21 protein-coding genes and 1 tRNA gene are annotated in these 23,782 nt (G+C 65.4%); 9 read left to right on the top strand and 13 right to left on the bottom strand.

The annotated features are described in order from the left end of the window. Positions 1–69: 69 nt before the first annotated feature. Both F3J19_RS14120 and F3J19_RS14115 read right to left on the bottom strand, forming a co-directional pair. Entirely contained in the window at positions 70–771 is a 702-nt protein-coding gene (locus F3J19_RS14120) for a copper homeostasis protein CutC (RefSeq protein WP_167042281.1), read from the bottom strand. Positions 772–818: 47 nt separating this feature from the next. Next, positions 819–2,093, bottom strand: coding sequence for an EAL domain-containing protein (locus tag F3J19_RS14115; protein WP_167042279.1), 1,275 nt, complete (start codon positions 2,091–2,093; stop codon positions 819–821). A gap of 425 nt (positions 2,094–2,518) precedes the next feature. Between F3J19_RS14115 and F3J19_RS14110 the strand changes: the two genes are divergently transcribed. Further along, positions 2,519–4,174: a Na+/H+ antiporter gene (locus F3J19_RS14110; protein WP_167042277.1), complete on the top strand. Its 1,656-nt coding sequence runs from the start codon at positions 2,519–2,521 to the stop codon at positions 4,172–4,174. 145 nt (positions 4,175–4,319) lie between these two features. On the opposite strand, the gene F3J19_RS14105 is transcribed toward F3J19_RS14110, so the two are convergent. Next, a complete protein-coding gene (locus F3J19_RS14105; protein WP_167042275.1) occupies positions 4,320–5,627 on the bottom strand; it encodes a solute carrier family 23 protein in 1,308 nt (435 codons plus the stop codon). Between the two features lie 145 nt (positions 5,628–5,772). Beyond that, positions 5,773–7,311, bottom strand: a complete 1,539-nt coding sequence (locus tag F3J19_RS14100; protein WP_167042273.1) for a sensor domain-containing diguanylate cyclase — start codon at positions 7,309–7,311, stop codon at positions 5,773–5,775. 453 nt (positions 7,312–7,764) lie between these two features. Here F3J19_RS14100 and antA point away from each other — a divergent pair, with 453 nt between their 5' ends. From antA to antC, 3 genes are read left to right on the top strand one after another with little or no spacing between them, the layout of a single operon-like run. Beyond that, entirely contained in the window at positions 7,765–9,165 is a 1,401-nt protein-coding gene (antA, locus tag F3J19_RS14095; RefSeq protein WP_167042272.1) for an anthranilate 1,2-dioxygenase large subunit, read from the top strand. Beyond that, positions 9,162–9,650, top strand: a complete 489-nt coding sequence (antB, locus tag F3J19_RS14090) for an anthranilate 1,2-dioxygenase small subunit (RefSeq protein ID WP_167042270.1) — start codon at positions 9,162–9,164, stop codon at positions 9,648–9,650. The genes antA and antB overlap by 4 nt, the downstream gene beginning before the upstream one ends. A gap of 14 nt (positions 9,651–9,664) precedes the next feature. Next, on the top strand, positions 9,665–10,693 hold the full coding sequence (gene antC / locus F3J19_RS14085; protein ID WP_167042268.1) for an anthranilate 1,2-dioxygenase electron transfer component AntC: 1,029 nt from the start codon (positions 9,665–9,667) through the stop codon (positions 10,691–10,693). A gap of 184 nt (positions 10,694–10,877) precedes the next feature. Here the strand turns inward: antC and F3J19_RS14080 are convergent, their stop codons facing one another. Beyond that, positions 10,878–11,813 carry an AraC family transcriptional regulator gene (locus F3J19_RS14080; RefSeq protein ID WP_240158937.1) on the bottom strand — a complete coding sequence of 312 codons (936 nt, stop codon included), beginning with the start codon at positions 11,811–11,813 and terminating at the stop codon, positions 10,878–10,880. 615 nt (positions 11,814–12,428) lie between these two features. Between F3J19_RS14080 and F3J19_RS14075 the strand changes: the two genes are divergently transcribed. Continuing rightward, entirely contained in the window at positions 12,429–14,249 is a 1,821-nt protein-coding gene (locus tag F3J19_RS14075; protein ID WP_167042264.1) for a methyl-accepting chemotaxis protein, read from the top strand. A 259-nt stretch (positions 14,250–14,508) separates the two neighbouring features. On the opposite strand, the gene F3J19_RS14070 is transcribed toward F3J19_RS14075, so the two are convergent. From F3J19_RS14070 to F3J19_RS14050, 5 genes are all read right to left on the bottom strand, one after another. Then, positions 14,509–14,584 (bottom strand) — tRNA-Ala (locus tag F3J19_RS14070). A 64-nt stretch (positions 14,585–14,648) separates the two neighbouring features. Continuing rightward, positions 14,649–15,005, bottom strand: coding sequence for a c-type cytochrome (locus F3J19_RS14065; protein ID WP_167042262.1), 357 nt, complete (start codon positions 15,003–15,005; stop codon positions 14,649–14,651). After that, positions 15,005–15,793, bottom strand: coding sequence for a BON domain-containing protein (locus F3J19_RS14060; RefSeq protein ID WP_167042259.1), 789 nt, complete (start codon positions 15,791–15,793; stop codon positions 15,005–15,007). Before F3J19_RS14060 ends, F3J19_RS14065 begins: the two co-directional genes overlap by 1 nt. Positions 15,794–15,819: 26 nt before the next feature. Further along, positions 15,820–16,407, bottom strand: a complete 588-nt coding sequence (locus F3J19_RS14055; protein ID WP_167042257.1) for a phosphoheptose isomerase — start codon at positions 16,405–16,407, stop codon at positions 15,820–15,822. Positions 16,408–16,687: 280 nt separating this feature from the next. Next, positions 16,688–17,134, bottom strand: a complete 447-nt coding sequence (locus F3J19_RS14050; RefSeq protein ID WP_345891033.1) for a YraN family protein — start codon at positions 17,132–17,134, stop codon at positions 16,688–16,690. 343 nt (positions 17,135–17,477) lie between these two features. Here F3J19_RS14050 and rsmI point away from each other — a divergent pair, with 343 nt between their 5' ends. After that, complete coding sequence (rsmI, locus tag F3J19_RS14040) at positions 17,478–18,362, top strand: 16S rRNA (cytidine(1402)-2'-O)-methyltransferase (protein WP_167042255.1); 885 nt, start codon at positions 17,478–17,480, stop codon at positions 18,360–18,362. Between the two features lie 251 nt (positions 18,363–18,613). Here rsmI and F3J19_RS14035 read toward each other — a convergent pair whose 3' ends face one another. Next, entirely contained in the window at positions 18,614–19,246 is a 633-nt protein-coding gene (locus F3J19_RS14035; protein WP_167042253.1) for a septal ring lytic transglycosylase RlpA family protein, read from the bottom strand. A gap of 627 nt (positions 19,247–19,873) precedes the next feature. Between F3J19_RS14035 and F3J19_RS14030 the strand changes: the two genes are divergently transcribed. The 3 genes from F3J19_RS14030 to F3J19_RS14020 all read left to right on the top strand — a co-directional run bounded on the left by F3J19_RS14030 (position 19,874) and on the right by F3J19_RS14020 (position 21,708). Further along, positions 19,874–20,530 carry an MBL fold metallo-hydrolase gene (locus F3J19_RS14030; protein WP_167042251.1) on the top strand — a complete coding sequence of 219 codons (657 nt, stop codon included), beginning with the start codon at positions 19,874–19,876 and terminating at the stop codon, positions 20,528–20,530. Further along, positions 20,527–21,159, top strand: a complete 633-nt coding sequence (locus F3J19_RS14025) for an exonuclease (RefSeq protein WP_167042249.1) — start codon at positions 20,527–20,529, stop codon at positions 21,157–21,159. Before F3J19_RS14030 ends, F3J19_RS14025 begins: the two co-directional genes overlap by 4 nt. A gap of 90 nt (positions 21,160–21,249) precedes the next feature. Continuing rightward, on the top strand, positions 21,250–21,708 hold the full coding sequence (locus F3J19_RS14020; RefSeq protein WP_012431468.1) for an Lrp/AsnC family transcriptional regulator: 459 nt from the start codon (positions 21,250–21,252) through the stop codon (positions 21,706–21,708). A 62-nt stretch (positions 21,709–21,770) separates the two neighbouring features. Here the strand turns inward: F3J19_RS14020 and F3J19_RS14015 are convergent, their stop codons facing one another. Together F3J19_RS14015 and F3J19_RS14010 are read right to left on the bottom strand one after the other, a co-directional pair. Beyond that, positions 21,771–23,048, bottom strand: a complete 1,278-nt coding sequence (locus F3J19_RS14015) for a cation diffusion facilitator family transporter (protein WP_167042511.1) — start codon at positions 23,046–23,048, stop codon at positions 21,771–21,773. A 289-nt stretch (positions 23,049–23,337) separates the two neighbouring features. Then, a complete protein-coding gene (locus F3J19_RS14010) occupies positions 23,338–23,640 on the bottom strand; it encodes an H-NS histone family protein (RefSeq protein ID WP_167042246.1) in 303 nt (100 codons plus the stop codon). Positions 23,641–23,782: the final 142 nt, after the last annotated feature.

Below are 23,782 nucleotides of genomic sequence, written 5' to 3'. Positions count from 1 at the left end.
GCCGCAACGAAAAGCCGCTTCGGTTCAGCGCCGAAGCGGCTTTGTTTCTGGCTCGCGATTCTGCACGCGTCAGCGCGCCACCGCATCGAGCAGCGCCCTCGCCTGCACCACTTTCGCGGCCTCGACGGGCGCAAGCCCGTGGCCATTCACGCGCACGCCCGAGCCGAAATGCACAGCCTCGACGTGCGTCTCGCTCACGAAGTCCGCCACCGCCTCCAGCGTCAAACCGGCGCCGGCGAGCACCGTGCACGGCGAGCCGTCCGCTTGCCGCACGAGTTCGCGAATCACGGCTTGCGCCTGCAACACCGACGGTTTTCCGCCCGACGTCAGCACGTTTTTCACCGCCTCGACACACAGCAGCACGTCGAGCGCCTCGCGCAGATCGCGCGCTTCGTCGAATGCGCGGTGAAACGTGACGTCGAGGCCATCGGCGGCTTCGCAGGCACGCGCGAGACCTTCGCGGTCGATCGCGCCAGCGGCGTCGAGCATGCCGATCACGATGCCGTTCGCGCCCGCCGCCTTCGCCGCACGAATGTCGCGCAGCATCACCGCGTAGTCGTCGGCGTCGTAGACAAACGAGCGGCTATGCGGCCGCACGATCACGTTGACGGGAATCGCGACCGCGTCGACCACCGCCTCGATCAGCCCGACGCTCGGCGTGAGGCCACCCTCGCCCATCGCGGTCACGAGTTCGAGACGGTCGGCGCCGGCCCGCGCGGCAACGCGCGCATCGGCGACGGTCGTGGCAATCACTTCGAGCAGCACGGGCATGAGCGCAACCTGGTGTCGTTGAAAGCGACATCATCGCAGAAGCGCGCTCAGCGCTCTTCGTCCACCCAGTCGATATCGCCGCACAGCACGCAGATCTGCTCGCCGACTCGCGTCGCCACCGACAGCGTCACGCACGGCAACGCCTCGTTGATCGACAGATACGGCCGCGTCACGTGCACGCGCTCCGGCGCATTGATCGCGGCGCTGAAATACGGCCGGCGCAGCCAGTTCGCGCCCTGCGCGTCGGCGAGCGGCAGAAAGCGCGTTTCGTGCGCCGCGCGGTCGGCGCGCAGCACGACGTTGCGGCCCGCCTGCCGGCCCTTCGCGTCGAGCAGGAAACAGCGCGCGGCGTGATCGAGCGCGAGGAAATTCCAGCACACTTCGTCGAGCGGTTCGCCGGCGGCCAGCCGCTCGGCGGCACGCTCGAACGCGCGCAGATACGGCGCGAGACGGCTCGCGCCGCGCCGCTCGCGCGCTTCGGCCTGCTCGCGATAACGCTCGGTGACTTCGCCGATGCACGCCGCCGCCTGCGCGGCGTCGGCCACGCCCGGATTCGGCCGGCCGAAGAAAAAGCCCTGCACGAAGTCGGCGTTGCAGGCGAGCGCCATCTGCGCTTCGTGCTCGGTCTCGACGCCCTCGATCAGCACGAGCTTGCCCGCTTCGTGCAAGAGCGCCACGAGGCCCGGCAGGATCGTCGCCATGTCGGGGCGATGCGCGGCGTGCGAGAGCATGACGCGGTCGAGCTTCACGATGTCGGGATTCAACTGCCAGATCCGCTCGATGTTCGAATGGCCGGCGCCGAAGTCGTCGAGCGCGATCAGGAAACCGCGCTCGCGAAACTGGCGCACCGCATCCGCGAGCCGTTCAAGGTCGTCCGCGCTCTGTTCGAGCACTTCGAGCACGATGCGCCGCGGCGACAGATCGAGCCGTTGCAGGCTCGCGAGCAGCGCCGCGGCGAGATACGGATCGGTCAGCACGCCGGGATGCGCGTTGAGGAACAGCCATTCGCGCTCGGCGCCGAGCACCTTGAAGTTTTCCAGATGCAGCGTCTGCGCGAGCCGGTCGACCTGCAGCGCCTCGCCGACCCGCGCGGCGGCGCCGAATACGTCGAGCGGCGAGACGGCGCGATCGAGCGCGTCATGCGCGCGCAGCAAGCCCTCGTAGCCGACCGCGCGCATGTGCGACAGGCTGAAAATCGGCTGGAAGACGCTCGTCAGCGTCAGCTCGCCATGCTGCACCGAATAGCGTTGCAGGCCCGAGGCCACCTCGACCTCGAAGCCGTGCGGCATGCTCGCCGCCCTGTCCTGTTGCTCAATCGTCATGCCGTCCTCTCGCGCCGGAGCCGGTTCTAAAAATGTGCGTCATCGGCAGCGGTTAAGCAAGCTCCATGCGCACGCTGGCCCACAAAGCGCTGTCATCCGGCTGACCGGACGCACCGCCGACACGGCCCGTACGCCGCGCATGGGCGCGGCGCGCACCGTTGCGGTGCACGACTCGATGCGCATTTAGGGGCTGCCTCGCGCGCCGGCGGGCTACACTCGACCCTGCGCCTTGCGTGGCCTTGCTTGTGGCCTTGCTTGTGGCCTTGCTTGTGGCCTGTGCTTGCGGCTCCTGCTTGCAGCCCTTGTGGTGCGAACGGTGGCCGCACGTAACGCGCGGCGGCGCACCTGCCACACCTGCCACACCTGTCGCCCCTGCCGTGCCACCGCCACCTGAAACGCCCTCGTTCATCTGCCCGGAACACCCGATGGAAATTGTCTTCACCGTCCTGATCCTGTTGCTCGCCGTTGCCGCTTCCGGCGTGCTGACGCACGCGCTGCCGTTCAACCTGCCGTTGCCGCTCGTGCAGATCGCAATCGGCGCGCTGCTCGCGTGGCCTCGCCTCGACCTGCACGTCAGGTTCGATCCGGAAATCTTCATGCTGCTGTTCATTCCGCCGCTGCTGTTCGCGGATGGCTGGCGCATCCCGAAGCGCGAATTCTTCATGGCGCGCCGCGCGATCCTGATGCTCGCGCTCGGCCTCGTCTTCATGACGGTGCTCGTGGTCGGCTATTTCGTGCACGCGCTCGTGCCGGAAATCTCGCTGCCGGTCGCGTTCGCGCTCGCCGCGGTGCTGTCGCCGACCGACGCGGTCGCGCTCTCGGGCATCGCCGGCAAGGGCAAGATTCCGGGACAGCTGATGCACATCCTCGAAGGCGAGGCGCTGATGAACGACGCATCCGGCCTCGTCGCGCTGAAGTTCGCGATCGCGGCGGCGCTGACCGGCGCGTTTTCGCTGCGCGACGCCTCGGTCAGCTTCGTCATCATCGCGCTGGGCGGCCTCGCGGTCGGCGCGGCGGTGAGCGCGATATTCAGCTTCGTGTCGGCGCGCTTCCTCTCTCTCGTCGAAGAGGGCGACCCCGCCCCCGGCATCGTGATGACGCTGCTGATTCCGTTCGCCGCCTACCTGACCGCCGAGCGCTTCGATCTGTCGGGCATCCTCGCGGCGGTGGCGGCCGGCATGATGATGAACTACGCAAGCATCGCGAATACGTGGCAGGCGACCTCGCGCGTGCGGACCACGAGCACATGGACGATGATCGAGTTCGTCTTCAACGGCATGGTGTTCATCATGCTCGGGCTGCAGTTTCCGCACATCCTCGGGCGCGCGCTGCTCGACGCGCACGAGACCGACGACGCGCAGGTCGCGCTGCTGATCGGCTACATCGTCGCGGTGGCGTTCGCGCTCTATGCGATGCGCTTCGTGTGGGTATGGCTGCTGCGCTGGTTCGCAAGCCGCGGCGCGGCCAAGCAAGGCGTCGCGAACGCGGTGCCGGGGCTGCGCATGGTGTCGGTCACGACGGTGGCCGGCGTGCGCGGCGCGGTGACGCTGGCGGGCGTGCTGTCACTACCGGAGCTGCTGCCGAACGGCACGCCGTTGCCGGGGCGCGATCTGGCGATCTTCATCGCCTCGGGCGTGATCCTGCTGTCGCTGCTGGTGGCGGTGGCCGCGTTGCCGCTGCTGCTGCGCGGCTGGCGGCGCGGCAAGGACCCGCACGCGGCCGAGGAAGCGCTCGCGCGCACGCTCGCCGCCCAAGCCGCGATTCGCGCCATCGACGATATTCACGATACCGAGTGCGCGGACCTCGAAGAATCGGCGCAGGCGTATGCGACCGACGTGACCGCGCGCGTGATGGACCTGTACCAGCGCCGCCTCGCGACGCTCGACTGCGAACAGGAACCGCGCGAACTCGCGCGGCGCGCCGACGCGCTCGAATTCCACATGAAGCTCTCGGCGATGCGCGCCGAACGCAAGGAGTTGCTCGAATTGCGCAGCAGCCAGCAGATCAACGACGAGACGCTGAACAAGCTGATGCGCGAGGTGGATCTGTTGGAGACGGCGCTGACGGCGCGCAAGAGGTAGCGGCTCGGGCGCCTGGGTGACGGCGGCGGCCGTCGGGCCGCTCGCCGGCTCCGATATCGGCAAGGCCGGCTGTGCGCGCTGAGCGGCGCGGGCCGTCACCGACGGCGAGCGGCAGCCAGCGCCGCCGGCACCACCCAGAAGAAGCTCAGGCCACCGGCCCTTGCATCGGCTTCCTTCTCAGAAGCGCATACAGGATGATCGCGCCGAACGTCGCGGTGCCGATGCCGCCAAGCCCGAAGCCGCCGAGCTTCAGCGAGAAGTCGCCGGCGCCGAGCACGAGCGTGACGGCCGCGACGATCAGGTTGCGGTTATCGGAGAAGTCCACCTTGTTGACGACCCAGATGCGCGCGCCCGTCACCGCGATCAGCCCGAACACGACGATCGACACGCCGCCCAGCACCGGCCCCGGAATCGTCTGGATCACCGCGCCGAATTTCGGCGAGAAGCCGAGCACGAGCGCGATCAGCGCGGCGATCACGAACACCAGCGTCGAGTAGATTTTCGTCACCGCCATCACGCCGATGTTCTCGGCGTAGGTCGTCATGCCGGTGCCGCCCGCGAAACCGGACACGATCGTCGCGAGCCCGTCGCCGAGAAACGCGCGGCCGACGTAGCGGTCGAGGTTCTGCCCCGTCATCGCGCTGACCGCCTTGATGTGGCCGAGATTTTCGGCGACGAGGATCACCGCGATCGGCGTGAGCAGCGTCATCGCGTGCGGGTCGAACACCGGCGACATGAAGTGCGGCATGCCGAACCACGCGGCGTTCGCGACGATCGCGAAGTCGATCGGCTTGCCCATGCCGAGACCGTTGGTGACGATCGCGTAGATCGCGTAGGCGAGCAGCAGGCCGATCAGGATCAGGAGACGCTGCAGCATGCCGCGCGTGAACACCGCGACCGCGCCGACGCACAGCACGGTCACGAGCGCCATCCACGAATCGAAGTTGCTGCCGCTCACGCCGTGCACGGCGATCGGCGCGAGGTTCAGGCCGATCACGCAGACGATCGCGCCGGTCACGACCGGCGGCATCAGCGTTTCGATCCAGCGCGTGCCGACCGCCGAGACGATCAGCCCGACCACCGCATACGCGACGCCGCACGCGATGATGCCGCCCAGCGCCACCGGGATGTTCTGATTCGCGCCGTGGCCGCCGTAGCCGGTCACCGCGATCACGAGGCCGATGAACGCGAAGCTCGAACCGAGATAGCTCGGCACGCGGCCGCCGACCAGCACGAAGAACAGCAGCGTGCCGATCCCCGACATGAAGATGCACAGGTTCGGATCGAAGCCCATCAGGAGCGGCGCGAGCACGGTCGAGCCGAACATCGCGACGACGTGCTGGATGCCCATCGCGAACATCTGCGGCCATGCGAGCCGTTCGTCGATGCCGACGATGCCGCCCTCGGCGGCGGCAGGCTGGCGGCGCCAGCGGGGGAAATAGGATTCGGCCATCGCGGGGGTTCTCCTCTTGGTCGGCTCGGTGTGGGTGGGGTGTGCGCCGCACGGCGGCATCTCGCGCGCGCGGGCGGGGTCCAGCAAAGTCACGCGCGAGTTTACGGAGCGCAATCAGGACTGGCAAGCGCCGTCGGCGCGCGCCTCAGCTTACGCCGCGCCCGTCCGTGGCCGGCGTCGCTGCGGCGCCGTTCGCCGCCGCCGTGTCGGCCGACGCGCGGTCCATCATCACGCGGTTGCGGCCCGCATCCTTCGCGCGGTAGAGCGCCTCGTCGGCGGCGTCGACGAGCGCGCGGCGCGTCGCGAGCGCCGTGCCGTACGCGGTGGCCGCGCCGACGCTCACCGTCAGGACGTGGTGCACGCTCGCCACGTGGCGGCATTGCAGTGCCTGCACCGCCGCGCGAATCTGCTCGCCGATGCACCGCGCGCCGGCCGAGTCGGTGTCCGGCAGCAGCACGGCGAACTCTTCGCCGCCGTAGCGCGCGGCCGTGTCGCCGGGGCGCCGCACGTTTTGCGCGATGCAGCGCGCCACGCCGATCAACGCTTCGTCGCCGGCCGAATGGCCGTACAGGTCGTTGAAGTCCTTGAAGTTGTCGACGTCGATCAGCAGTAGCGAGAGCGGCCAGCCGTTGCGCTGCGCGCGGCGCCATTCCTCGCCCACGTGTTCCTCGAACGCGCGGCGGTTGTTCAGCCCGGTCAAGCCGTCGGTGCGCGCGAGTTCGCGCAGCTCTTCCTCGGCCGCGCGACGCAGGCGCAACTGGTACGCGAACAGGATCGCGAGCGCGATGATCGTTACGTCGAGCCCGGCGATCAGCGTGCCGATGATCCACGCGCGCCGCCGCCATTGGACATAGATGTCGTTGGTCGACAGCGCAACGTCGAGAATCAGCGGATAGATGTCGATATGGCGGAACGCGTACCAGCGCTCGACGCCGTCGATCGCCGCCGTGCCGAAGAAGTCGCCGCTCGGCTGCTGGACGAAACGGGAATAGTTCGCGGTGCCGGTCAGGTTGATGCCGATCGTTTTCAGATCGTAAGGACGGCGCATCAGCATCGTGCCGTCGTTGAGCATCAGCGCCATCGAGCCGCTCGGCCCGAGCTTCATGCCATCGAACAGGCGGTGAAAATACGTGAGGCGCATGGTGCCGACCACCACACCGCCGAAGCTGCCGTCCGGCTGCGTGATGCGCCGGCTCAGCGCGATGCGCAGGTCTTTATCGCTGACGCTACCTTCGGGGCCGAACGGATGGCTGATGAAGAGGCCGGCATCCGGCTTATCGCGATGCACCTTGAAGTAATCGCGGTCGGCGAAATTGCCCGGCTGCGGCTCGGTCGTACGCGAATCGAAGCGCACGTTGCCGCGGGCGTCGAGCACGAACACCGAGCCCATGTCCTTCGCGCTGATCGAGCCGTCGAACAGCACCATCTGGCGAATCGTCGGCGGCAGTTCGAGCACGCCCGGCTGTTCGAGTCCGTCGATCACCGCGCGCAGCGACAGGTCGTAGATCTCGAGATTGCGCGACACGTCGCGCTCGACCAGCAGCGAGACGTTGTCGACCGAATCCTGCGCGCGCCGCAAGGCGTCGTCGCGCATCTGCGCGAGCAACCAGACGGCGATCGCGAGAATCGCACCCGCTAGCACGATGCTGATCGCAATCACGGCGTTCGGTCGGCGCGTCACCATTTGCTGTTCGTTTTAAACCTGCGCTCGACCACGCGCGTGAACGGTATTGGCCGCGTCCCGCGCGAATCTCCGGAGTACGCGTCCCCTGAACCGGTAGGGTAGCAGACGCGAGCGCCCGCCATGACGCGAAGACGCATGATTTTGCGAACTGGCGCCGGGGCCGGCCGTGGGCGGCAAGCGCGCCAAGCCACGCAAAGGCCGTGCAAGGCCGCGGCGGCCCGCCGTCGGGGGCTTCGGGCGACCGTCGGGCCGTTTTCGGGCCGTTTTCCGGCGCTCGCCCCGCCACCTTCCAGCCGCCTGACTGAGCGCCTTCCGGGCCGCCCGCGCGCCTGTCCGGCCGCCGTCGAATTATCCGGATAGCGAATGCAAATTGGCCGGATAGTTCGCCTCGCCACTTGGGTATTCAATCGAGCCTGTCACGTTCAAACGATTGGACACAAGGAGAGAGACCTCATGAGCGAAAAGCGCAGCGCCAGCCAATGGCGCGAATTCGTTAGCGGCTGTCTGGACTTCCGCCCGGCGGAAGGCGTCTACCGGATTGCCCGCGAAATGTTCACCGAGCCCGAGCTGTTCTCGCTCGAGATGGAGTACATCTTCGAGAAGGCCTGGATCTACGCGTGCCACGAAAGCGAAATTCCCAACAGGAACGACTTCCTGACGATGCGCGCGGGCCGCCAGCCGCTCATCATTTCGCGCGACGGCGCCGGCAACCTCAACGCGATGATCAACGCGTGCCAGCACCGCGGCGCCACGCTCACGCGCATGACGAAGGGCAACCAGTCGACCTTCACGTGCCCCTTCCACGCCTGGTGCTACAAGAACGACGGCCGCCTCGTGAAGGTGAAGGCACCCGGCGAGTACTGCGACGACTTCGACAAGTCGGCGCGCGGCCTCAAGAAAGCGCGTATCGCGAGCTACAAGGGCTTCGTGTTCGTGAGCCTCGACGTCGACGGCACCGACACGCTCGAAGACTATCTCGGCGACGCGCGCCTCTTCTTCGACATGATGGTCGCGCAGTCGCCGACCGGCGAGCTCGAAGTGCTGCCCGGCAAGTCGACCTACACGTTCGACGGCAACTGGAAGCTGCAGAACGAAAACGGTCTCGACGGCTATCACGTGAGCACCGTGCACTACAACTACGTGGCGACCGTGCAGCATCGCATCGAATCGAATGCGAAGAACGGCGGCAGCGGCGAAAGCGCGAGCGGCACGCTCGACTACAGCAAGCTCGGCGCCGGCGACCACGAAACCGACGACGGCTGGTTCGCGTTCAAAAACGGCCATAGCGTGCTGTTCAGCGACATGCCGAACCCCGAAGTGCGCCCCGGCTACGCGAGCGTGATGCCGCGCCTCGTCGACGCCTACGGCCAGGGCAAGGCCGAATGGATGATGCACCGGCTGCGCAACCTGAACGTCTACCCGAGCCTCTTCTTCATGGACCAGATCAGCTCGCAGCTGCGCATCGTGCGGCCGCTCGCCTGGAACAAGACCGAGATCATCAGCCAGTGCATCGGCGTGAAGGGCGAGTCGGCGAAGGATCGCGAGAACCGCATCCGCCAGTTCGAAGACTTCTTCAACGTGTCCGGCATGGGCACGCCCGACGACCTCGTCGAATTCCGCGAGCAGCAGCGCGGCTTCCAGGCACGGCTCGAACGCTGGAGCGACATCTCGCGCGGCCATCACAAGTGGGCCAGCAGCGCGACCGCGAACACGACGCTGCTCGGCATCGCCCCGAACCTGACCGGCACCGAACTGACCCACGAAGGGCTCTACGTGAACCAGCACGGCACATGGCGCGACACGATCCTCAAGGGCCTCGACCAATCCATCGCATCGCAGGGAGAACAGGCATGAGCCAGCTCCAGCACGCCATCGAGCAGTTTCTGTATCTGAAAGCCGATCTGTGCGACCGGCAGCAATGGGACGACTACCTCGAACTATTCGATCCGCAGAGCGTGTTTCACGTACCGCAGTGGGATTCGGAACACGTCTACACGACCGACCCGAAGCAGGGCATGTCGCTGATTTACTACTCGGACCGCTCCGGTCTCGAAGACCGCGTGTTCCGTCTGCGCACCGGCAAGTCGGCCGCGTCGACGCCGCTGCCGCGCACCATGCATCAGATCAGCAACGTGCGTCTGAGCGAGCGCGCGGATGCGGGCGTCGAGGCCAACGTGAACTGGTCGACGCTCTACACGCGCCACGGCTCGACCGACTACTTCTACGGCCGCGCGGTGTACGACCTGCGGCCGTCGGGCGATAGCTGGAAGATCACGCGCAAGCACGTGCTGCTGCTGAACGACCACATCAACGCGGTGCTGGACTTCTACCATCTGTAAGCGGGAGCACGACGATGAAACATAAAGTCGCATTGAGCTTTGCCGATGGCAAAACCGCGTTCTTCGACGTGAGCCCGAACGAGCTGCTGCTCGATGCGGCACTGCGCCACGGCGTGAACATTCCGCTCGATTGCCGCGAAGGCGTGTGCGGCACCTGCCAGGGCCGCTGCGAATCGGGCGACTACACGCTCGATTACGTCGACGAGGAAACGCTCAGCGAGGCCGACCTCGACGAGCGCAAGATCCTCTCGTGCCAGACGCGCGTAAAGTCGGACGCGTCGTTCTATTTCGACTTCGATTCGACGCTGTGCAAAGGCGCGAGCACGAGCACCGTGTCGGCGCGCGTAGTCGGCGTCGAACTCGTGTCGGCGACGACCGCGGTTCTGCGTCTCGATGCGGGCGCGCATGCCCGTCAGCTCGATTTTCTGCCGGGGCAATACGCGCGCGTGAAGGTGCCCGGCACCGAGGACTGGCGTTCGTACTCGTTCGCGAATCATCCGAATACGCGCAACGATTTGCAGTTCCTGATTCGCCTGCTGCCCGACGGCGTGATGAGCAACTACCTGCGCGAGCGCTGCAAGGTCGGCGACACGGTCGAATTCGAGGCACCGCTCGGCGCGTTCTATCTGCGTCAGATCGAGCGTCCGCTCGTGATGGTCGCGGGCGGCACGGGACTCTCCGCGTTCCTCGGCATGCTCGACGAGATTGCGGCGAAGCGCAATTGCGTGCATCCGGTGCATCTGTACTACGGCGTCACCAATGCGGCCGACCTGTGCGAAACCGGGCGCATCGACGGCTACAAGGCGAGCATCGAGGGCTTCGCGGTCGAAACGGTCGTGATGAATGCCGTGCCGGAATGGTCGGGCAAGACGGGGCTGATCCCCGAACATTTCGACCGTTCGTTCCTCGAAGCAAATGGCTTCGACATGTACGTGTGCGGCCCGCCGCCGATGGTCGAAGCGATCAAGACCTGGCTCGCCGAGCAAGGCATTCAGGACTACCGGCTGTACTACGAGAAGTTTGGCGAGAGCAACGCGCGGTAAAGTGCGTGATGTGACGCGGGTTCTTCCGTCGCGCTCCCGCTGCGGCTCTGTTTGCAGTTGTGTTTGAGTGTGTGTTTCTTTTGCGTCCCGTTCCGTCGTCGTGAGGCGATCGGACGGGACGATTCCATTTGGCAAAACGCTGACGGCGAATGCGCGAGTGTCAGGCGAACTCGCGGCCGGCGAATCAGCCCCGCTTCACTGGCACGCGCGCCGCGCGCTTGAGCGTATCGGACGGCGACTCGCCGAACATCACCTTGTACTCGGTCGAAAAGCGGCCGAGATGCGACATCCCCCAACTCAGCGCAACCGATGAAATATTGCGCACCGAACGGTCTTCGAGAATATCGCGCCGCACCGATTCGAGCCGGTAGCGCTTCAGATAGGCAATCGGCGCACAGCCGAAATACTGCCGGAATCCGTCGAACAGCTTGAAGCGCGACACCCCCGAGGCGCGCTCGATCTCTTCGAGCGTGATCGGCTCGCGCGCGTTGTCGTGAATGAACTGGCGCGCCTTGATCAGGTAATGCGGCGGCGTCACGGCCGACGCATTGGCGAGTTGCGCCGAGTAGTTGTGCGGCTGCGACAGCAGCAGCCCCTTGAGCAGCGTCAGTTCGAATTCGCTCGACATATAGAGCTGCCCGAGCGCCCCCGCGCGTTCCATCTCGCCGGCGAGAAACTTGACCATGCGCCACCACGTGCCCTGCTCGCCGGCCGCCGCGTCCATGTCGGGCTGGAACACGAGCGGCGCGTCGAGCGGACGTTGCAGCATCGTCTGCAGCACCTGCTGAAGCGCGGCGCGCGGAATCGCGACATGCAGCTTGCGGCAATTGCCGGTGATGGCCAGGTCCTGCGACTCCTGCGGACTGACGATCAACCCGCAGTCCTGATCCGACAGCCATGTCTTGCCGTGCGCGGCCAGTTCCTGCTGCCCGACCATCGGCAGGCTCACGCTATAGCAGTTCAGCGGACTGTTCTCGCGCACCGCGACCGTGACGTCGGTGCCGTACTCGACAAAGCCGAGCGTCGTCGCCATCGACCGCAACACGGTGCCCGACTGGTGAAACCGCAGCCGCTCCGGCCGGCTGACCTGCAGACCGTGCGGACCGCAGATCGAAGCCATCCATTCGCGCGCGCCGTCCAGGTCGCTTAGCGCGGCGCGAATATCTCGACTGACGGAATCCGGTATTGATCGCATGGGTGGAAACGAACTAGCCGGCATTCGCGCAGCGACGGGTTCGTTCGTCGGGAGGCAACCACAAGCGCGCGAAACCGGGGAACGAAGGGTTTCAGCAAGACTACCTCAACCTCGGCCGATCGGCGTAAACGAACACAAACATTGTTCCTGGGCAAAAGAACACAAACAAACGCTGCACGGCGATGGAACCGGACGAAGCCCCCGCGCTCCTCGACTTCAACGCCCGCCCCGCTGCAATCAGATCGAAAGGTCGGGTTTTCATCATGCGCCTAAATAGAAGCAAGGCCGCACAATTTTCCACCTCCTTCAGCCATCGCGGGCAAGCGTGTGCAAAAAATTCCGATCTCTATCAAGTCCGGCGGCATCCGATCCGATAACCGGTAAATGGGATGCCCTCGCCGGTCAGCGCTCACGCGCAATGCCTGCCGGGGTATGACGTCAAGCCGTCGGGAAGTACGGCGTCCTCGTAGAAACGTTCCCATGTCCGGACCTGAGAGTCCATACGAATCGCTCGATGTTTCGTTATTGGAGAGAATAAAAGTGATCCTCAATCGCCTCACCATCAGAAGCAAGCTCATTGCCGGCTTCGGCATGCTTTCCTTGATCGTCGTCGCCGTCTCCGGGCTTTCGCTGAAAGCGCTAAGCGACTCGACCGATGGTTTCACCAACTACGTGCACGGCATCAATGCGCGCGCGGACATGGTCGTGCAGGTGCGAACGGCGATCGACCGGCGCGCGATCGCCGCGCGCAATCTCGTGCTCGTGACCAAACCCCAGGACGTCGAAATAGAAAAGGCCGACGTGATGCGCGCGCACGAAGACGTGCAGGCGCACCTGAAACAGTTGAACGAGATGATTGCGAACGCGACCGATACGTCGGAGAAGGCGCGCAGTCTCGTCGCCGAGATCAATCGCATCGAGGCGGCGTATGGTCCGGTCGCCACGCGCATCGTCAATCTCGCGCTCGCCGGCAAGCGCGACGACGCGGTCACCGACATCGACGACAACTGCCGCCCGCTGCTCGCCCAGTTGATCCGTGCGACCGATACCTATGCCGACTACACGCGGACCCGCCAGGAGCAGTTGATCAACGACTACGCCGAGCACTATCAGAATCAGCGCAATCTGCTGATCGCGATCTGCCTCGCCGCCATCGCGCTCGCGATCGTTTCGTGCTGGCTGATCTCGCGCGCGGTGACCGGACCGCTCGGCTTTGCGATCGACGTCGCACGCACGGTGTCGCAAGGCGATCTGCGCACGCGCATCAGCGCCGACGGCCACGACGAAACCAGCAAACTGCTCGGCGCGCTACGCGAGATGAACGAGCGGCTCACCATCATCGTCACGCGCGTGCGCGACAGCAGCACGAGCATTGCCGGCGCGGCACGCCAGATCGCGGCGGGCAACATGGACCTGAGCCAGCGCACCGAACAGCAGGCCGCCTCGCTGCAGGAAACGGCGTCGAGCATGGAGGAACTGACGTCGACGGTCAGACAGAACGCCGATAACGCGCAGCAGGGCAGCACGCTGGCGGCGAACGCGTCGTCGGTCGCGCAGAAAGGCAGCGTGGTGGTCGGCCAGGTCGTCGACACGATGCAGCAGATCAGCGATAGCTCGACGAAGATTGCGGACATCACCGGCATGATCGAAGGCATCGCGTTCCAGACCAATATCCTCGCGCTGAACGCGGCCGTCGAAGCGGCTCGCGCGGGCGAACAGGGACGCGGCTTCGCGGTGGTCGCGAGCGAAGTGCGCAGCCTCGCGCAACGCTCGTCGAGCGCGGCCAAGGAGATCAAGGATCTGATCGCGAACTCGGTGGACCGCATCCGCGACGGCTCGGCGCTCGCCAGCGAAGCGGGCAAGACGATGAGCGAAGTCACGCAGGCCGTCGCGCGCGTAACCGACATCATGGCGGAGATCGCGGCAGCATCGAGCGAACAGAGCCGCGGCATCGAGCAGGTGAATCTCGCGATCACGCAGATGGACAACGTCACGCAGCAGAACGCCGCGCTCGTGGAAGAAGCCGCGGCCGCATCGCGCTCGATGGAAGATCAGGGGCAGCAGTTGAGCGAAGCGGTGGCGTTTTTTCAGGTGGTGAATAGCGGCGGGATGGGGGCGGGTGCTGCGGCTCCGGTTTATGGGTCTGCGCATGCGTCCGGTCATGTGTCGGCTCATGCTCCGGCGTTGGCTCAGCGTAGCGCGATGCCGAGGCGGGAAGCGTTGGCGACAACGCAACGGGCCACGCGAGCGACGGGCGTGGCGCCGGTCGCGGCATTGGTGGGGGCGAATGGTGTGGGGAGTTCGGTTGGGGTGTCGGCGGTGTCTGTTGCGAGCGCTGATGACGGGTGGGATAGGTTCTGAGTGAGGTTTGCCGCGCGGTCTGCCTGAGGAGTTAGGGATCGGTGCGGCTCCGCGGCAACGCGTTGATAGGCGGTTGCCGATTTCCGTGTGTAGAAGTGCAAAAACCGGCGCGAGGCCGGTTTTTGCACTTAAGGAGGCGATGGAGAAAATGCCCCCGGCAGTCGACGGAACTCATGATTCCGGAATGGAAACAAAAACCCCGCGAGCCTTACGCTACGCGGGGTTTCGGGATTTCTACGGACCTGCCTGGAATATCGAGTGGTGGAGAGGAGGAGGATCGAACTCCCGACCTTCGCATTGCGAACGCGACGCTCTCCCAGCTGAGCTACCCCCCCAACATTCAAACAATTCTAGCACAGCCATTTTCCCTTTTGCCAAGCCTCACCGCTCGGGAAAACCTCATCTGGACGGCGCGCCCGCCAGCACCCAGTCGACCACCGCGCGGATGTCCGCATCGCTCATCGATTGATGCGCCGGCATCGGAATCATGCCCCACACGCCGGAACCGCCGTCCTTCACCTTGCGCGCGAGTTTGGCCGGCGCTTGCTCATCGCCCTTGTATTTCGCGGCGATCTGCTGGAACGACGGGCCGACGAGCTTGCGATCCACCGCGTGGCAACCCATGCACGCATTCGCATTGGCGACCAGCTGGCCGCTCGGCGCGTCAGCCGCATACACGGCCGGGGCCGACACGCTCGCCAGCGTTGCCGCCGCGCCCAGCATCAGCGCGATGCGGGCGCGAGCCATCGCGCGCATCACGGCGTCGCCTTCGGATTACCCGGATGCACCGACGTCGAGTTGCTCACCGGCGCCGGCGCCTGCTGGTCGAGCGGCCGTGCGCTCACCGACGAATCGGGAATCGCGCCGACCGTCGGTTCGCTCGCGTCGGGCTGCGACGCGACCGCCGGCGTCGCCGCGGCGGTGGCCGCCGCCGCGGCTTCCTGCGGCTGGATGTACTGGAACACCTTCACGACCTGCACGACGCCCGGCACGCGGCTCGCGACGTCCGCACCGCGATTGCCCTCGTCCATCGTGACGAGGCCCATCAGATACACGTTGCCGCGCTCGGCCACCACCTTGAAATTGTTCGCCGAAATGTTCTTCTCGGCGATCAACGCGGTCTTCACGCGCGTCTCGAGGTAGGTGTCGTTGGTGCGCGACGAGAACGAACTCGCCGGCATGATCGCCAGTTCGTTGACGATCGTATTGACGTTGTTCAGACCACGCACGATGTCCTCGGCGCGCTGCTTCGACGCATCGCCCGCGACCTCGCCGGTCAGCAGCACGCGGCGGTTGAACACCGCGACGTTCACATGCGCGCTGTCCGGCAGATTCTGGCTGATCTGCGCCAGCGCCTTCACCTGCAACTCGCGATCCTCGGTCTGCGCGCCGAGCGTGCGGCGATCGGTCGCCATCAGCGCGCCGCCGCCCGCGGCAGCCCCGACGGCGAGAAAACAGCCTTGCAGCGTCGCGGACAAACCCGCCGCGAACCCAACCACCAGCACGGTTCTCACCAGTGTCTTCTTGACGCGGAATGCGCTCATCAACTAGCTCTCCTTCGGAATCGGTCTCAGTCTTCGCCGAGCAACATGGCATCGATGCCGTCGCACAGGCAATGGATGGTCAACAGGTGTACTTCCTGGATACGCGCGGTGCGCTCTGACGGCACGCACACGTGGATGTCGGTGTCGCTCAACACGTCCTGCACGCGTCCGCCGCCCTTGCCGGTCAGCGTGACGACGATCATCTCGCGCTCATGCGCGGCTTCGATCGCGGCGAGCACGTTCGCCGAATTGCCGGACGTGCTGATCGCGAGCAGCACGTCGCCGGGCTGGCCGAGCGCCCGGACCTGCTTCGAATAAATCTGCTCGAACGAGTAGTCGTTGGCGATGGCGGTGAGCACCGAGGTATCGGTGCTGAGCGCGACAGCCGGCAGACCCGGCCGTTCGCGCTCGAAGCGGCCGATCAGCTCGGCCGCGAAATGCTGCGCGTCGGCGGCCGAACCGCCGTTGCCGCACGCGAGGATGCGATTGCCGTTGGCCAGCGCGGCGAACATCGTGTCGATCGCCGCGGCGATCGGCATCGACAGGGTTTCGAGGGCTTCGAGTTTGACTGCCGCGCTGTCGCGGAAGTGTTGTTGAATGCGTTCGACTGACATCGAGTCTCTATCTTCTACCGCGAATGGACCGCACGATGCGGCCGTGTTGTGAAGTCGTATTGCCGGGCTGCGCGCCGCTCGCGTGCCGACGCGATGCCGGCAGTGCGCCACGGGTGTGCGTCCGGCGACATACCGCGCGGGCGCGGAAAACATCATGAAACACGCTGCTTCCCACATCGCACCCTAGGTTGCTCCGGCTGCCCGTCTCGCGGACGGCGCCTCGTGCGCGCAACCGCGAGCGCAAGTTTATCGCACTCACGCGCGTTGCCCGCGCGAGCCGTCAGACGTCGTCGGCGCGAAACGCATCGCGCAACCAGACGAGCCGGCCGCCGTCGAACGCGATCACATCGAAACGGCACGCGGGCTGCTCGCGCGAACCGTGGCTTCTCGCGGCCTTCGCGGCGCTCGTCGCGAGATAATGCCGCGCCGCGCGCACGATGCGCTGCCTCTTGTGCCAGCCGATGCTGGCTGCCGCGCCGCCGTAATGACGCTGCGCTCTCGCGCGAACTTCGACGAACACGAGCGTGCCGTCGCGATCGCTCATCACGAGATCGATCTCGCCGCCCCGGCACGCGACGTTGCGCGCGACGAACCGCAGGCGCTGACGCTGCAGAAACTCTTGCGCACGCGCTTCGAAAGCCGCGCCGACCGTTTTGGACCCGCGAGGTGCGGAAAAGTTGTGCGGGGTGGCGGCCGCGCTTTTTGGCGCCGAGGGCTCCGCAGCGATTCGTGGGGCGTTTGTGGTCGTGCTGATTGCGGCGGTTGCCGTGGTTGCCGTGGTTGCCGTGGTTGCCGTGGTCGCCGTGGTCGCCGTGGTCGCCGTGGTCGCCGTGGTCGCCGTGGTCGCCGTGGTCGCCGTGGTCGCCGTGGTCGCCGTGGTCGCCGTGGTCGCAGTGGTCGCAGTGGTCGCAGCGATTCGCGGCGCAACTGTCCACAGCCGGTCTCGCGCCTCGCCGTGCACCGCATCCTGCGTCTTCGCCGCCGCGCACACCCGCCCCGCTCCACCGGGCCCACGCGCCCCCACATGGCACAATGGCGGCCTCGTTCCGTCTGTTTGCGTCTTCTGTCTCATGACTCCTCTCTCCGAACTTGCGCAAGGGCAGCAATACCCTGCCGCCGCGCTGTATGTGGTGGCCACGCCGATCGGCAACGTCGCCGACATCACGCTGCGCGCGCTGCACGTGCTCGGACTCGCGGACCGCATCGCCGCCGAGGACACGCGCAACACCGGTCAACTGCTCGCGCGCTACGGCATCTCGAAGCCGCTCGTCGCCGTGCATCAGCACAACGAGCGCGCGGCGGCGCAGCGCGTGATCGAGCATCTGCAAGCGGGCGAGCGTGTGGCCTACGTGTCCGACGCAGGCACGCCCGGCATCTCGGACCCGGGCGCGAAACTCGTCGACGCCGTGCGCGAAGCCGGCTTCGCGGTCGTCCCGCTGCCCGGCGCCAGCGCGCTCGCGACTGCGCTAAGCGCGGCCGGCGACTGGGTCGCGACGTTCTCGTTCCTCGGCTTCCTGCCGCCGAAGCCGAAAGCGCGCGCCGCAGCGCTGCAATCCCTCGCGAAGCATTCTCATGCGATGGTGTTCTACGAAGCGCCGCACCGGATCGTCGAAACCGTGCAGGCACTCGCCGATGCGTTCGGCGGCGCGCGCGGGCTGCTGATCGCACGCGAATTGACGAAGTTACATGAAGCGCTGCACCGTGGCACCCTGGCCGAAGGGCCAACGTGGCTCGCCGCCGATCCGAACCGGCAGCGCGGCGAATTCGTGCTGGTGGTCGAAGGCGCGGCGCCGGAAGCGGCGGGCGAGCACGATCACGACGCCCTGCTCGGCATCCTGCTGGAAGAGTTGACGGTGAGCAGCGCGGCCAAGGTCGCGGCCGCGCTCACGGGCGCGTCGCGCAACGCGCTGTACACGCGGGCGCTGGCGCTGAAGGAAGAGAAACCCGAGGCCTGATGCCCAGAGAAGTTCGAGGGGCCTGATAAAAGAACAAGGCCGCACCCTGAGCTATACCCCGCAAAGTTGGACATCGTCGATCCAAGCGTTTGCGAGAGCGCGGTTCATGGTGCGGCCCTGCGTTTTTCTACAGCCCTTCTTGAGGCGGGTGTGCCGGCTCCTTAAAGCAACCTCGAGCAACCTCGAGCAACCTCGACAACCGCCCCATCGCGCGGCGGCACGCGCCGCGCTCACCTGCATTCACCCGCGTATTACTTGCTCGCGTCCGAATCCGAGTCCGACGCCAGCGTCTCGTTCATCTCGGCGCGCGCTTCCTGCTGCGTGAGCCCGACGATCTGCACACGGGCCGTACCGCTGTGGCGCATGTCGAGCGCGGAAGCGGCCGCCATCGACAGATCGATCACCCGACCACGCGCATACGGACCGCGGTCGTTGATCCGCACGACGACGGAGCGCGAATTGGCCGGATTGGTCACGCGCACGTAGGAGCCGAGCGGCAGCGTGCGATGCGCGGCCGTCAGCGCATGCATGTCGTAACGTTCGCCGTTGGCGGTGCGGCGGCCGTGGAAGAAGCGGCCATACCACGACGCGCGTCCGGTCTGACGAAAGCTGGAAGCGTCGACGCCATCGTCGCCCAGCGGCTTGGCGTCGGCGAGCGGCGTGCTGGCCGCGCTTGGGCTCGAAGCCGGCGCGCTGCCGAACGATTGTGGTCCGAGCGTGGTCAAGCGTGCGGTTTGGGTACTGATCGGCGTGTCGCTTGCGGACGTGTCGCCCGCGCCCGGAGGCGTGGCACAGCCGGCCAGTACAAAAAAGGCAAAAAGAGTCCCCAGACCACGGGATAACCGAGTTTTCATAAGACGTGCAAACACAATGTCGAGTCGCATCACGCGATAAGCGAGGCGTGTGTTGCCTGCGACTCCGGCGGTAGGGACGACGACGCGCCGCGCGAATCGGCGCAGTACGTCAAAGCCCGGATGCGGCTCACTGAGCCGCTACCGCACGGTTAATTTTCACGTCTGGCGCAACCTGTCCCCGGCAGCCTGACCAGACCCCACATGCCGCCAACTGAACGTGGCAAACACGTTCTTGCGCGCGCAACTCAGCGCGCAGGAACGGCGGCGTAGGCCCCACCCAGCGTCACGGAAGTTAGGTCCGTAGCAGGCGCGCGGCGCCTGGCTGGGCAAGACGTGTGCATCGAACGCATCGATACTGGATGGCCGTCGACAAACCGACAGCCCTTACTTGAACGGCGAGCGGCGTACCCTTTTTCGCCAGGAACGCATCGCCTTGTGGCAGCACAAACTTCTGTGCATGGGCGGCATTATACCGAAAACCCGGCGAGCGGGCCAAAAGTCACGCAAATCATTGATTAATCGTCACATTTAATGCAGGAATGGGTAGACGAAAGCACGCCCCGAGCCCTTGCTGGCGGCGCTTTCCGGCGGCACCGGCGAGAGCCGGGAGACCGGTACAATCAACGTTTTCCCGCGCGCCGCCGAGCCCGTCCAGCCATGAAAGTCACCCTGATCCCCGTCACGCCGTTCCAGCAGAACTGCTCGCTGCTCGTTTGCGAAGCCACCGGGAGGGCGGCCGTCGTCGATCCGGGCGGCGATCTGGAAATCATCCGGGGGGAGATCGCGCGTCAGAACGCGACGGTCGAAAAAGTTTTCCTGACGCACGGACACATCGATCACTGCGCGGGCGCGAAGACGCTCGCCACGCATTACCGCGTGCCGATCGAGGGCCCGCATCCCGACGAGCGCTTCTGGCTCGACCAGTTGCCCGCCCAGAGCACGCGTTTCGGTTTTCCGGCCGCCGGCGCGTTCGAGCCCGACCGCTGGCTGCACAACGGCGAGACCGTGGCGTTCGGCGACGAAACCCTCGAGGTCTACCACTGCCCGGGGCACACGCCGGGTCATGTGGTGTTCTTCAGCCGGGCGCACCGGCTCGCGCTCGTCGGCGACGTGCTGTTCGCCGGCTCGATCGGCCGGACGGATTTTCCGCGCGGCAACCATGCGGACCTGATCCGCTCGATCCGCGAACGGCTCTGGCCGCTCGGCGACGACGTCACGTTCGTGCCGGGCCACGGTCCGACCTCGACGTTCGGCGCCGAACGCCGCACCAATCCCTATGTTGCCGATGGGGTCAGCGCCGAGGTGAACCCATGAGCCGGGAAATCTACGTCAGCACCGATGTCGAGGCGGACGGCCCGATCCCCGGTCCGCATTCGATGCTGAGCTTCGCGTCCGCCGCGTACACCGAAGACAAGCAACTGATCGGCACCTTCTCGGCGAATCTCGAATTGCTGGAAGGCGCGGCGCCGCATCCGGTGCAGGAAGCATGGTGGAAAACGCAGCCGGACGCGTGGGCCGCCTGTCGCCGGGACCTGCAAACGCCCGCCGCAGCGCTCGCCGCCTACGTCGACTGGGTCGAGGCGCTGCCGGGCAAGCCGGTGTTCGTCGCGATGCCGGCCGGCTTCGACTTCACCTACATGTTCTGGTACATGATGCGCTTCGTCGGCCGCTGCCCGTTTTCGTGGTCCGCGCTCGACATCAAGACGCTCGCGTTCGCGATGACCGGCCTGCCGTACCGCAAGAACATCAAACCGCGCTTTCCGAAACACTGGTTCGACGATCATCCGCATACGCACGTCGCGCTCGACGACGCGATCGAACAGGGCGCGCTGTTCTGCAATATGCTCAGGGAATTGCGCGCGAGCCAGCTGGCACTGGCGGCGGGCATGAGGAATGACGGGGACGACTCAGGGCAAAATGCCGCCGTGCAACCGGCAAATTAGGTAATCTGCCTCGCGGGAACCGTTTTACATTGCGTTTCGTTTTCGCGCCCTCTACCATGCGTTGATACGGCGACGCTAACGGAGGCGCAGTTGACACTCGATACGTTCTCACAAAAGATCCTGCGCCTGCTCCAGCTCGACGCACGCCGTTCCGTGCAGGAAATCTCCGACCAGGTCGGCCTGTCGAGCACGCCCTGCTGGCGGCGGATCAAGGACATGGAGCAGTCGGGCGTGATCCAGCGCTATACGGCGCTGCTCGATCGCGAGAAGCTCGGCCTGCACGTCTGCGCGCTCGCGCATATTCATCTGACCCGTCACACCGAGGGCGGCGTCGAGCAGTTCGAGCGCGAAATCGCGACTTGCCCCGAAGTGACCGAGTGCTACAGCACGACCGGCGAATCCGACTACATCCTCAAGATCGTCGCGCCCGACATCAAGGCGTACGACAGCTTTCTGCACGAGCGCATTTTCAAGATTCCCGCCGTCGCGCAGGTGCGCACGAGCGTTGTGCTGCGCGAGATCAAATTCGATACGCAGTTGCCGTTGTGAGAGGCTAATGCGGCGGAAACGCCGCGAAGGGCTCGGGGCTCGGGGCTCGGCAGGAACCGAAATCAGTCGGCGTGGTGAGGTTCCGAGGCTTTGGCCTGATCGACTGCTGCACTGACCGGCTTCTGCGCCCGCACATCATCCGGCGCCGCCGCCACATCCCGCTGCAGCAGCACATCCAGCTTGCGCGCGCCCAGACGGCGCTTGAGCGCGTCGAGATCGACCCGATCGAGCGCGTGCGCATCGCGATCCAGCGCACCGGACGCAACCGCCGCACTAGCACCACCCACACTGCCGGACGCCGCCGGCAAGATCATCTCGACATCGAGCCCCGTGCTCAGGTAGTGAAGGTTGATCGTCGCGGCCTGTAAGCCGCCGGCCGCGAGCGCCGCGTTGACCTCGGCGGCCACGCGCTCGCGCGGCGGCAAACCGACAGGCGGATGCGCAACGGCATCGTTTTCCGGATCGACGTGGATCAGCGCGTCGAGCACGCGGTTGTCGCTGAGCACGCGCAAGCGCGCCGACTCCGCGATGTAATGCCCTTCCGATACCGAAATCAGCGGATCGACCAGAATGTGCGCGTCGACGAGCGCAAAGTCGCCCATCTTGCGCGTGCGCATTTCGTGGACGTCGCGCACGCCGGGCGTCGAGAGCAGCAACGCGCGCATGTCGGCGGTGGCGGTTTCGTCGAGCGCGCGATCGGACAGGTCTTGCAGCGCGTCCCAACCGAAGGTCCAGCCCATGCGCGCCACCATGAAGCCGACGATCGCCGCCGCGATCGGATCGAGCAGCCGCACGCCGGCGAGACTGCCGACCACGCCGATCCCCACCACCAGCGACGACGCCGCATCCGAGCGCGCATGCCACGCGTTCGCGATCAGCATCGCCGAGCGCACGCGATTCGCCTCGCGCAGCATGTAGCGAAACAGCGCCTCTTTCGAAACGAGCACGAGCACCGCGACCGCGAGTGCGCTCACCTGCACGGCGGGAATGTTTTCAAGATTGGCCAGGCGCGTACCGGCACGCCATAACATGCCGACGCCGACCGAGATAAGCAGCGCGCCTAAAAATAATGAAGCCACCGTTTCATAACGGCTATGTCCGTAATTGTGATCCGCATCGGGCTTTGCGCCGCTATGCCGATTGGCAATCAGCACGACAAAATCGGAAATCAGATCAGCAAGGGAATGGACGCCGTCGGCAACGAGCGCCTGCGAGTGCGCCAGCGTTCCGATCGCGACTTGCAGCGCCATCAATACCGTATTGACGGCAATACTCGCAAAAGTACTTTTACGCGCAACGCGCTGTTTCTCAGTCGATTGGGCGATGTCAGCGGACGGCATCTTGAAAAAGGAGAGGTTCAATCTCTTTATTGTACCCGCCAACCATCGAAGCACGTCGGGAATAGCGAAAAAAGTCCTTTTGAATCAGCCGCTTATCTAAACGAAAAGCATTCGTGTTCCAGTTATCTGCGACACCTGCGACAAAAAGCAGCAGGTCTGAATAGCAGAAAGCCGCGCCCTGAATTGGTGCGCGGCTTTCCGAGATTATGGCAACGCGCAATAAGCGCTGCTCATTACCGATATTCCTATTACTTATGGACCGGAAGGATTTACTTTCCGGCCTATCGCATTATTTCTCGATGAGGAATTTTTCTCGATCGAGACCTGCGATCCAACGCGGCGGCTTGCCGCGGCCCGACCACGTGTTGCCGCTTTCCGGGTCGCGGTATTTCGGCGCAACGCCCGCGCGGGGACGGGCGGCCTTGACGCTTTTCGCCGCACGGCCACCGCCGAGTTCGCTCAGCGAAATACCGTAATCGACCATTTTCTGCTTGATCTCATTCAAGACTTCAGCGTATTCGCGTGACTTCGCTTCTTCGATCTGCTTTTCGAGCTTCTCGCGCTGTGCGAGGAGTTCCTTGTAGGAAGACATAGGTTCCCTTGTCGTATGGATAAATGACCGCCGATCTTATGTCGGCTCGTTCTTTGAGGTTTCAGACCTCGGAATTTTGGCGAGATTAACACAAAATAGAAAAACTGCAAAAGCACTCGCCGCAAATATTTTAAATTCGTTT

Origin of the sequence: Burkholderia sp. Ax-1724 (genome assembly GCF_011752995.1) — a bacterium.
Taxonomy (GTDB): Bacteria; Pseudomonadota; Gammaproteobacteria; order Burkholderiales; family Burkholderiaceae; genus Paraburkholderia.
This window is presented reverse-complemented; position numbering and strand designations above follow the sequence as displayed.

Excerpts from the sequence above, each read along its gene's own strand:
- F3J19_RS14030 (WP_167042251.1), top strand. The coding sequence starts at position 19,874 with ATGAAAGTCACCCTGATCCCCGTCACGCCGTTCCAGCAGAACTGCTCG.
- F3J19_RS14105 (WP_167042275.1), bottom strand. The coding sequence starts at position 5,627 with ATGGCCGAATCCTATTTCCCCCGCTGGCGCCGCCAGCCTGCCGCCGCC.
- F3J19_RS14080 (WP_240158937.1), bottom strand. The coding sequence starts at position 11,813 with ATGGCTTCGATCTGCGGTCCGCACGGTCTGCAGGTCAGCCGGCCGGAG.
- antC (WP_167042268.1), top strand. The coding sequence starts at position 9,665 with ATGAAACATAAAGTCGCATTGAGCTTTGCCGATGGCAAAACCGCGTTC.
- antA (WP_167042272.1), top strand. The coding sequence starts at position 7,765 with ATGAGCGAAAAGCGCAGCGCCAGCCAATGGCGCGAATTCGTTAGCGGC.
- F3J19_RS14100 (WP_167042273.1), bottom strand. The coding sequence starts at position 7,311 with ATGGTGACGCGCCGACCGAACGCCGTGATTGCGATCAGCATCGTGCTA.
- antB (WP_167042270.1), top strand. The coding sequence starts at position 9,162 with ATGAGCCAGCTCCAGCACGCCATCGAGCAGTTTCTGTATCTGAAAGCC.
- F3J19_RS14120 (WP_167042281.1), bottom strand. The coding sequence starts at position 771 with ATGCCCGTGCTGCTCGAAGTGATTGCCACGACCGTCGCCGATGCGCGC.
- F3J19_RS14015 (WP_167042511.1), bottom strand. The coding sequence starts at position 23,048 with ATGCCGTCCGCTGACATCGCCCAATCGACTGAGAAACAGCGCGTTGCG.
- F3J19_RS14115 (WP_167042279.1), bottom strand. The coding sequence starts at position 2,093 with ATGACGATTGAGCAACAGGACAGGGCGGCGAGCATGCCGCACGGCTTC.
- F3J19_RS14060 (WP_167042259.1), bottom strand. The coding sequence starts at position 15,793 with ATGAGCGCATTCCGCGTCAAGAAGACACTGGTGAGAACCGTGCTGGTG.
- F3J19_RS14010 (WP_167042246.1), bottom strand. The coding sequence starts at position 23,640 with ATGTCTTCCTACAAGGAACTCCTCGCACAGCGCGAGAAGCTCGAAAAG.
- F3J19_RS14025 (WP_167042249.1), top strand. The coding sequence starts at position 20,527 with ATGAGCCGGGAAATCTACGTCAGCACCGATGTCGAGGCGGACGGCCCG.
- F3J19_RS14110 (WP_167042277.1), top strand. The coding sequence starts at position 2,519 with ATGGAAATTGTCTTCACCGTCCTGATCCTGTTGCTCGCCGTTGCCGCT.
- F3J19_RS14055 (WP_167042257.1), bottom strand. The coding sequence starts at position 16,407 with ATGTCAGTCGAACGCATTCAACAACACTTCCGCGACAGCGCGGCAGTC.
- rsmI (WP_167042255.1), top strand. The coding sequence starts at position 17,478 with ATGACTCCTCTCTCCGAACTTGCGCAAGGGCAGCAATACCCTGCCGCC.
- F3J19_RS14065 (WP_167042262.1), bottom strand. The coding sequence starts at position 15,005 with ATGCGCGCGATGGCTCGCGCCCGCATCGCGCTGATGCTGGGCGCGGCG.
- F3J19_RS14035 (WP_167042253.1), bottom strand. The coding sequence starts at position 19,246 with ATGCGACTCGACATTGTGTTTGCACGTCTTATGAAAACTCGGTTATCC.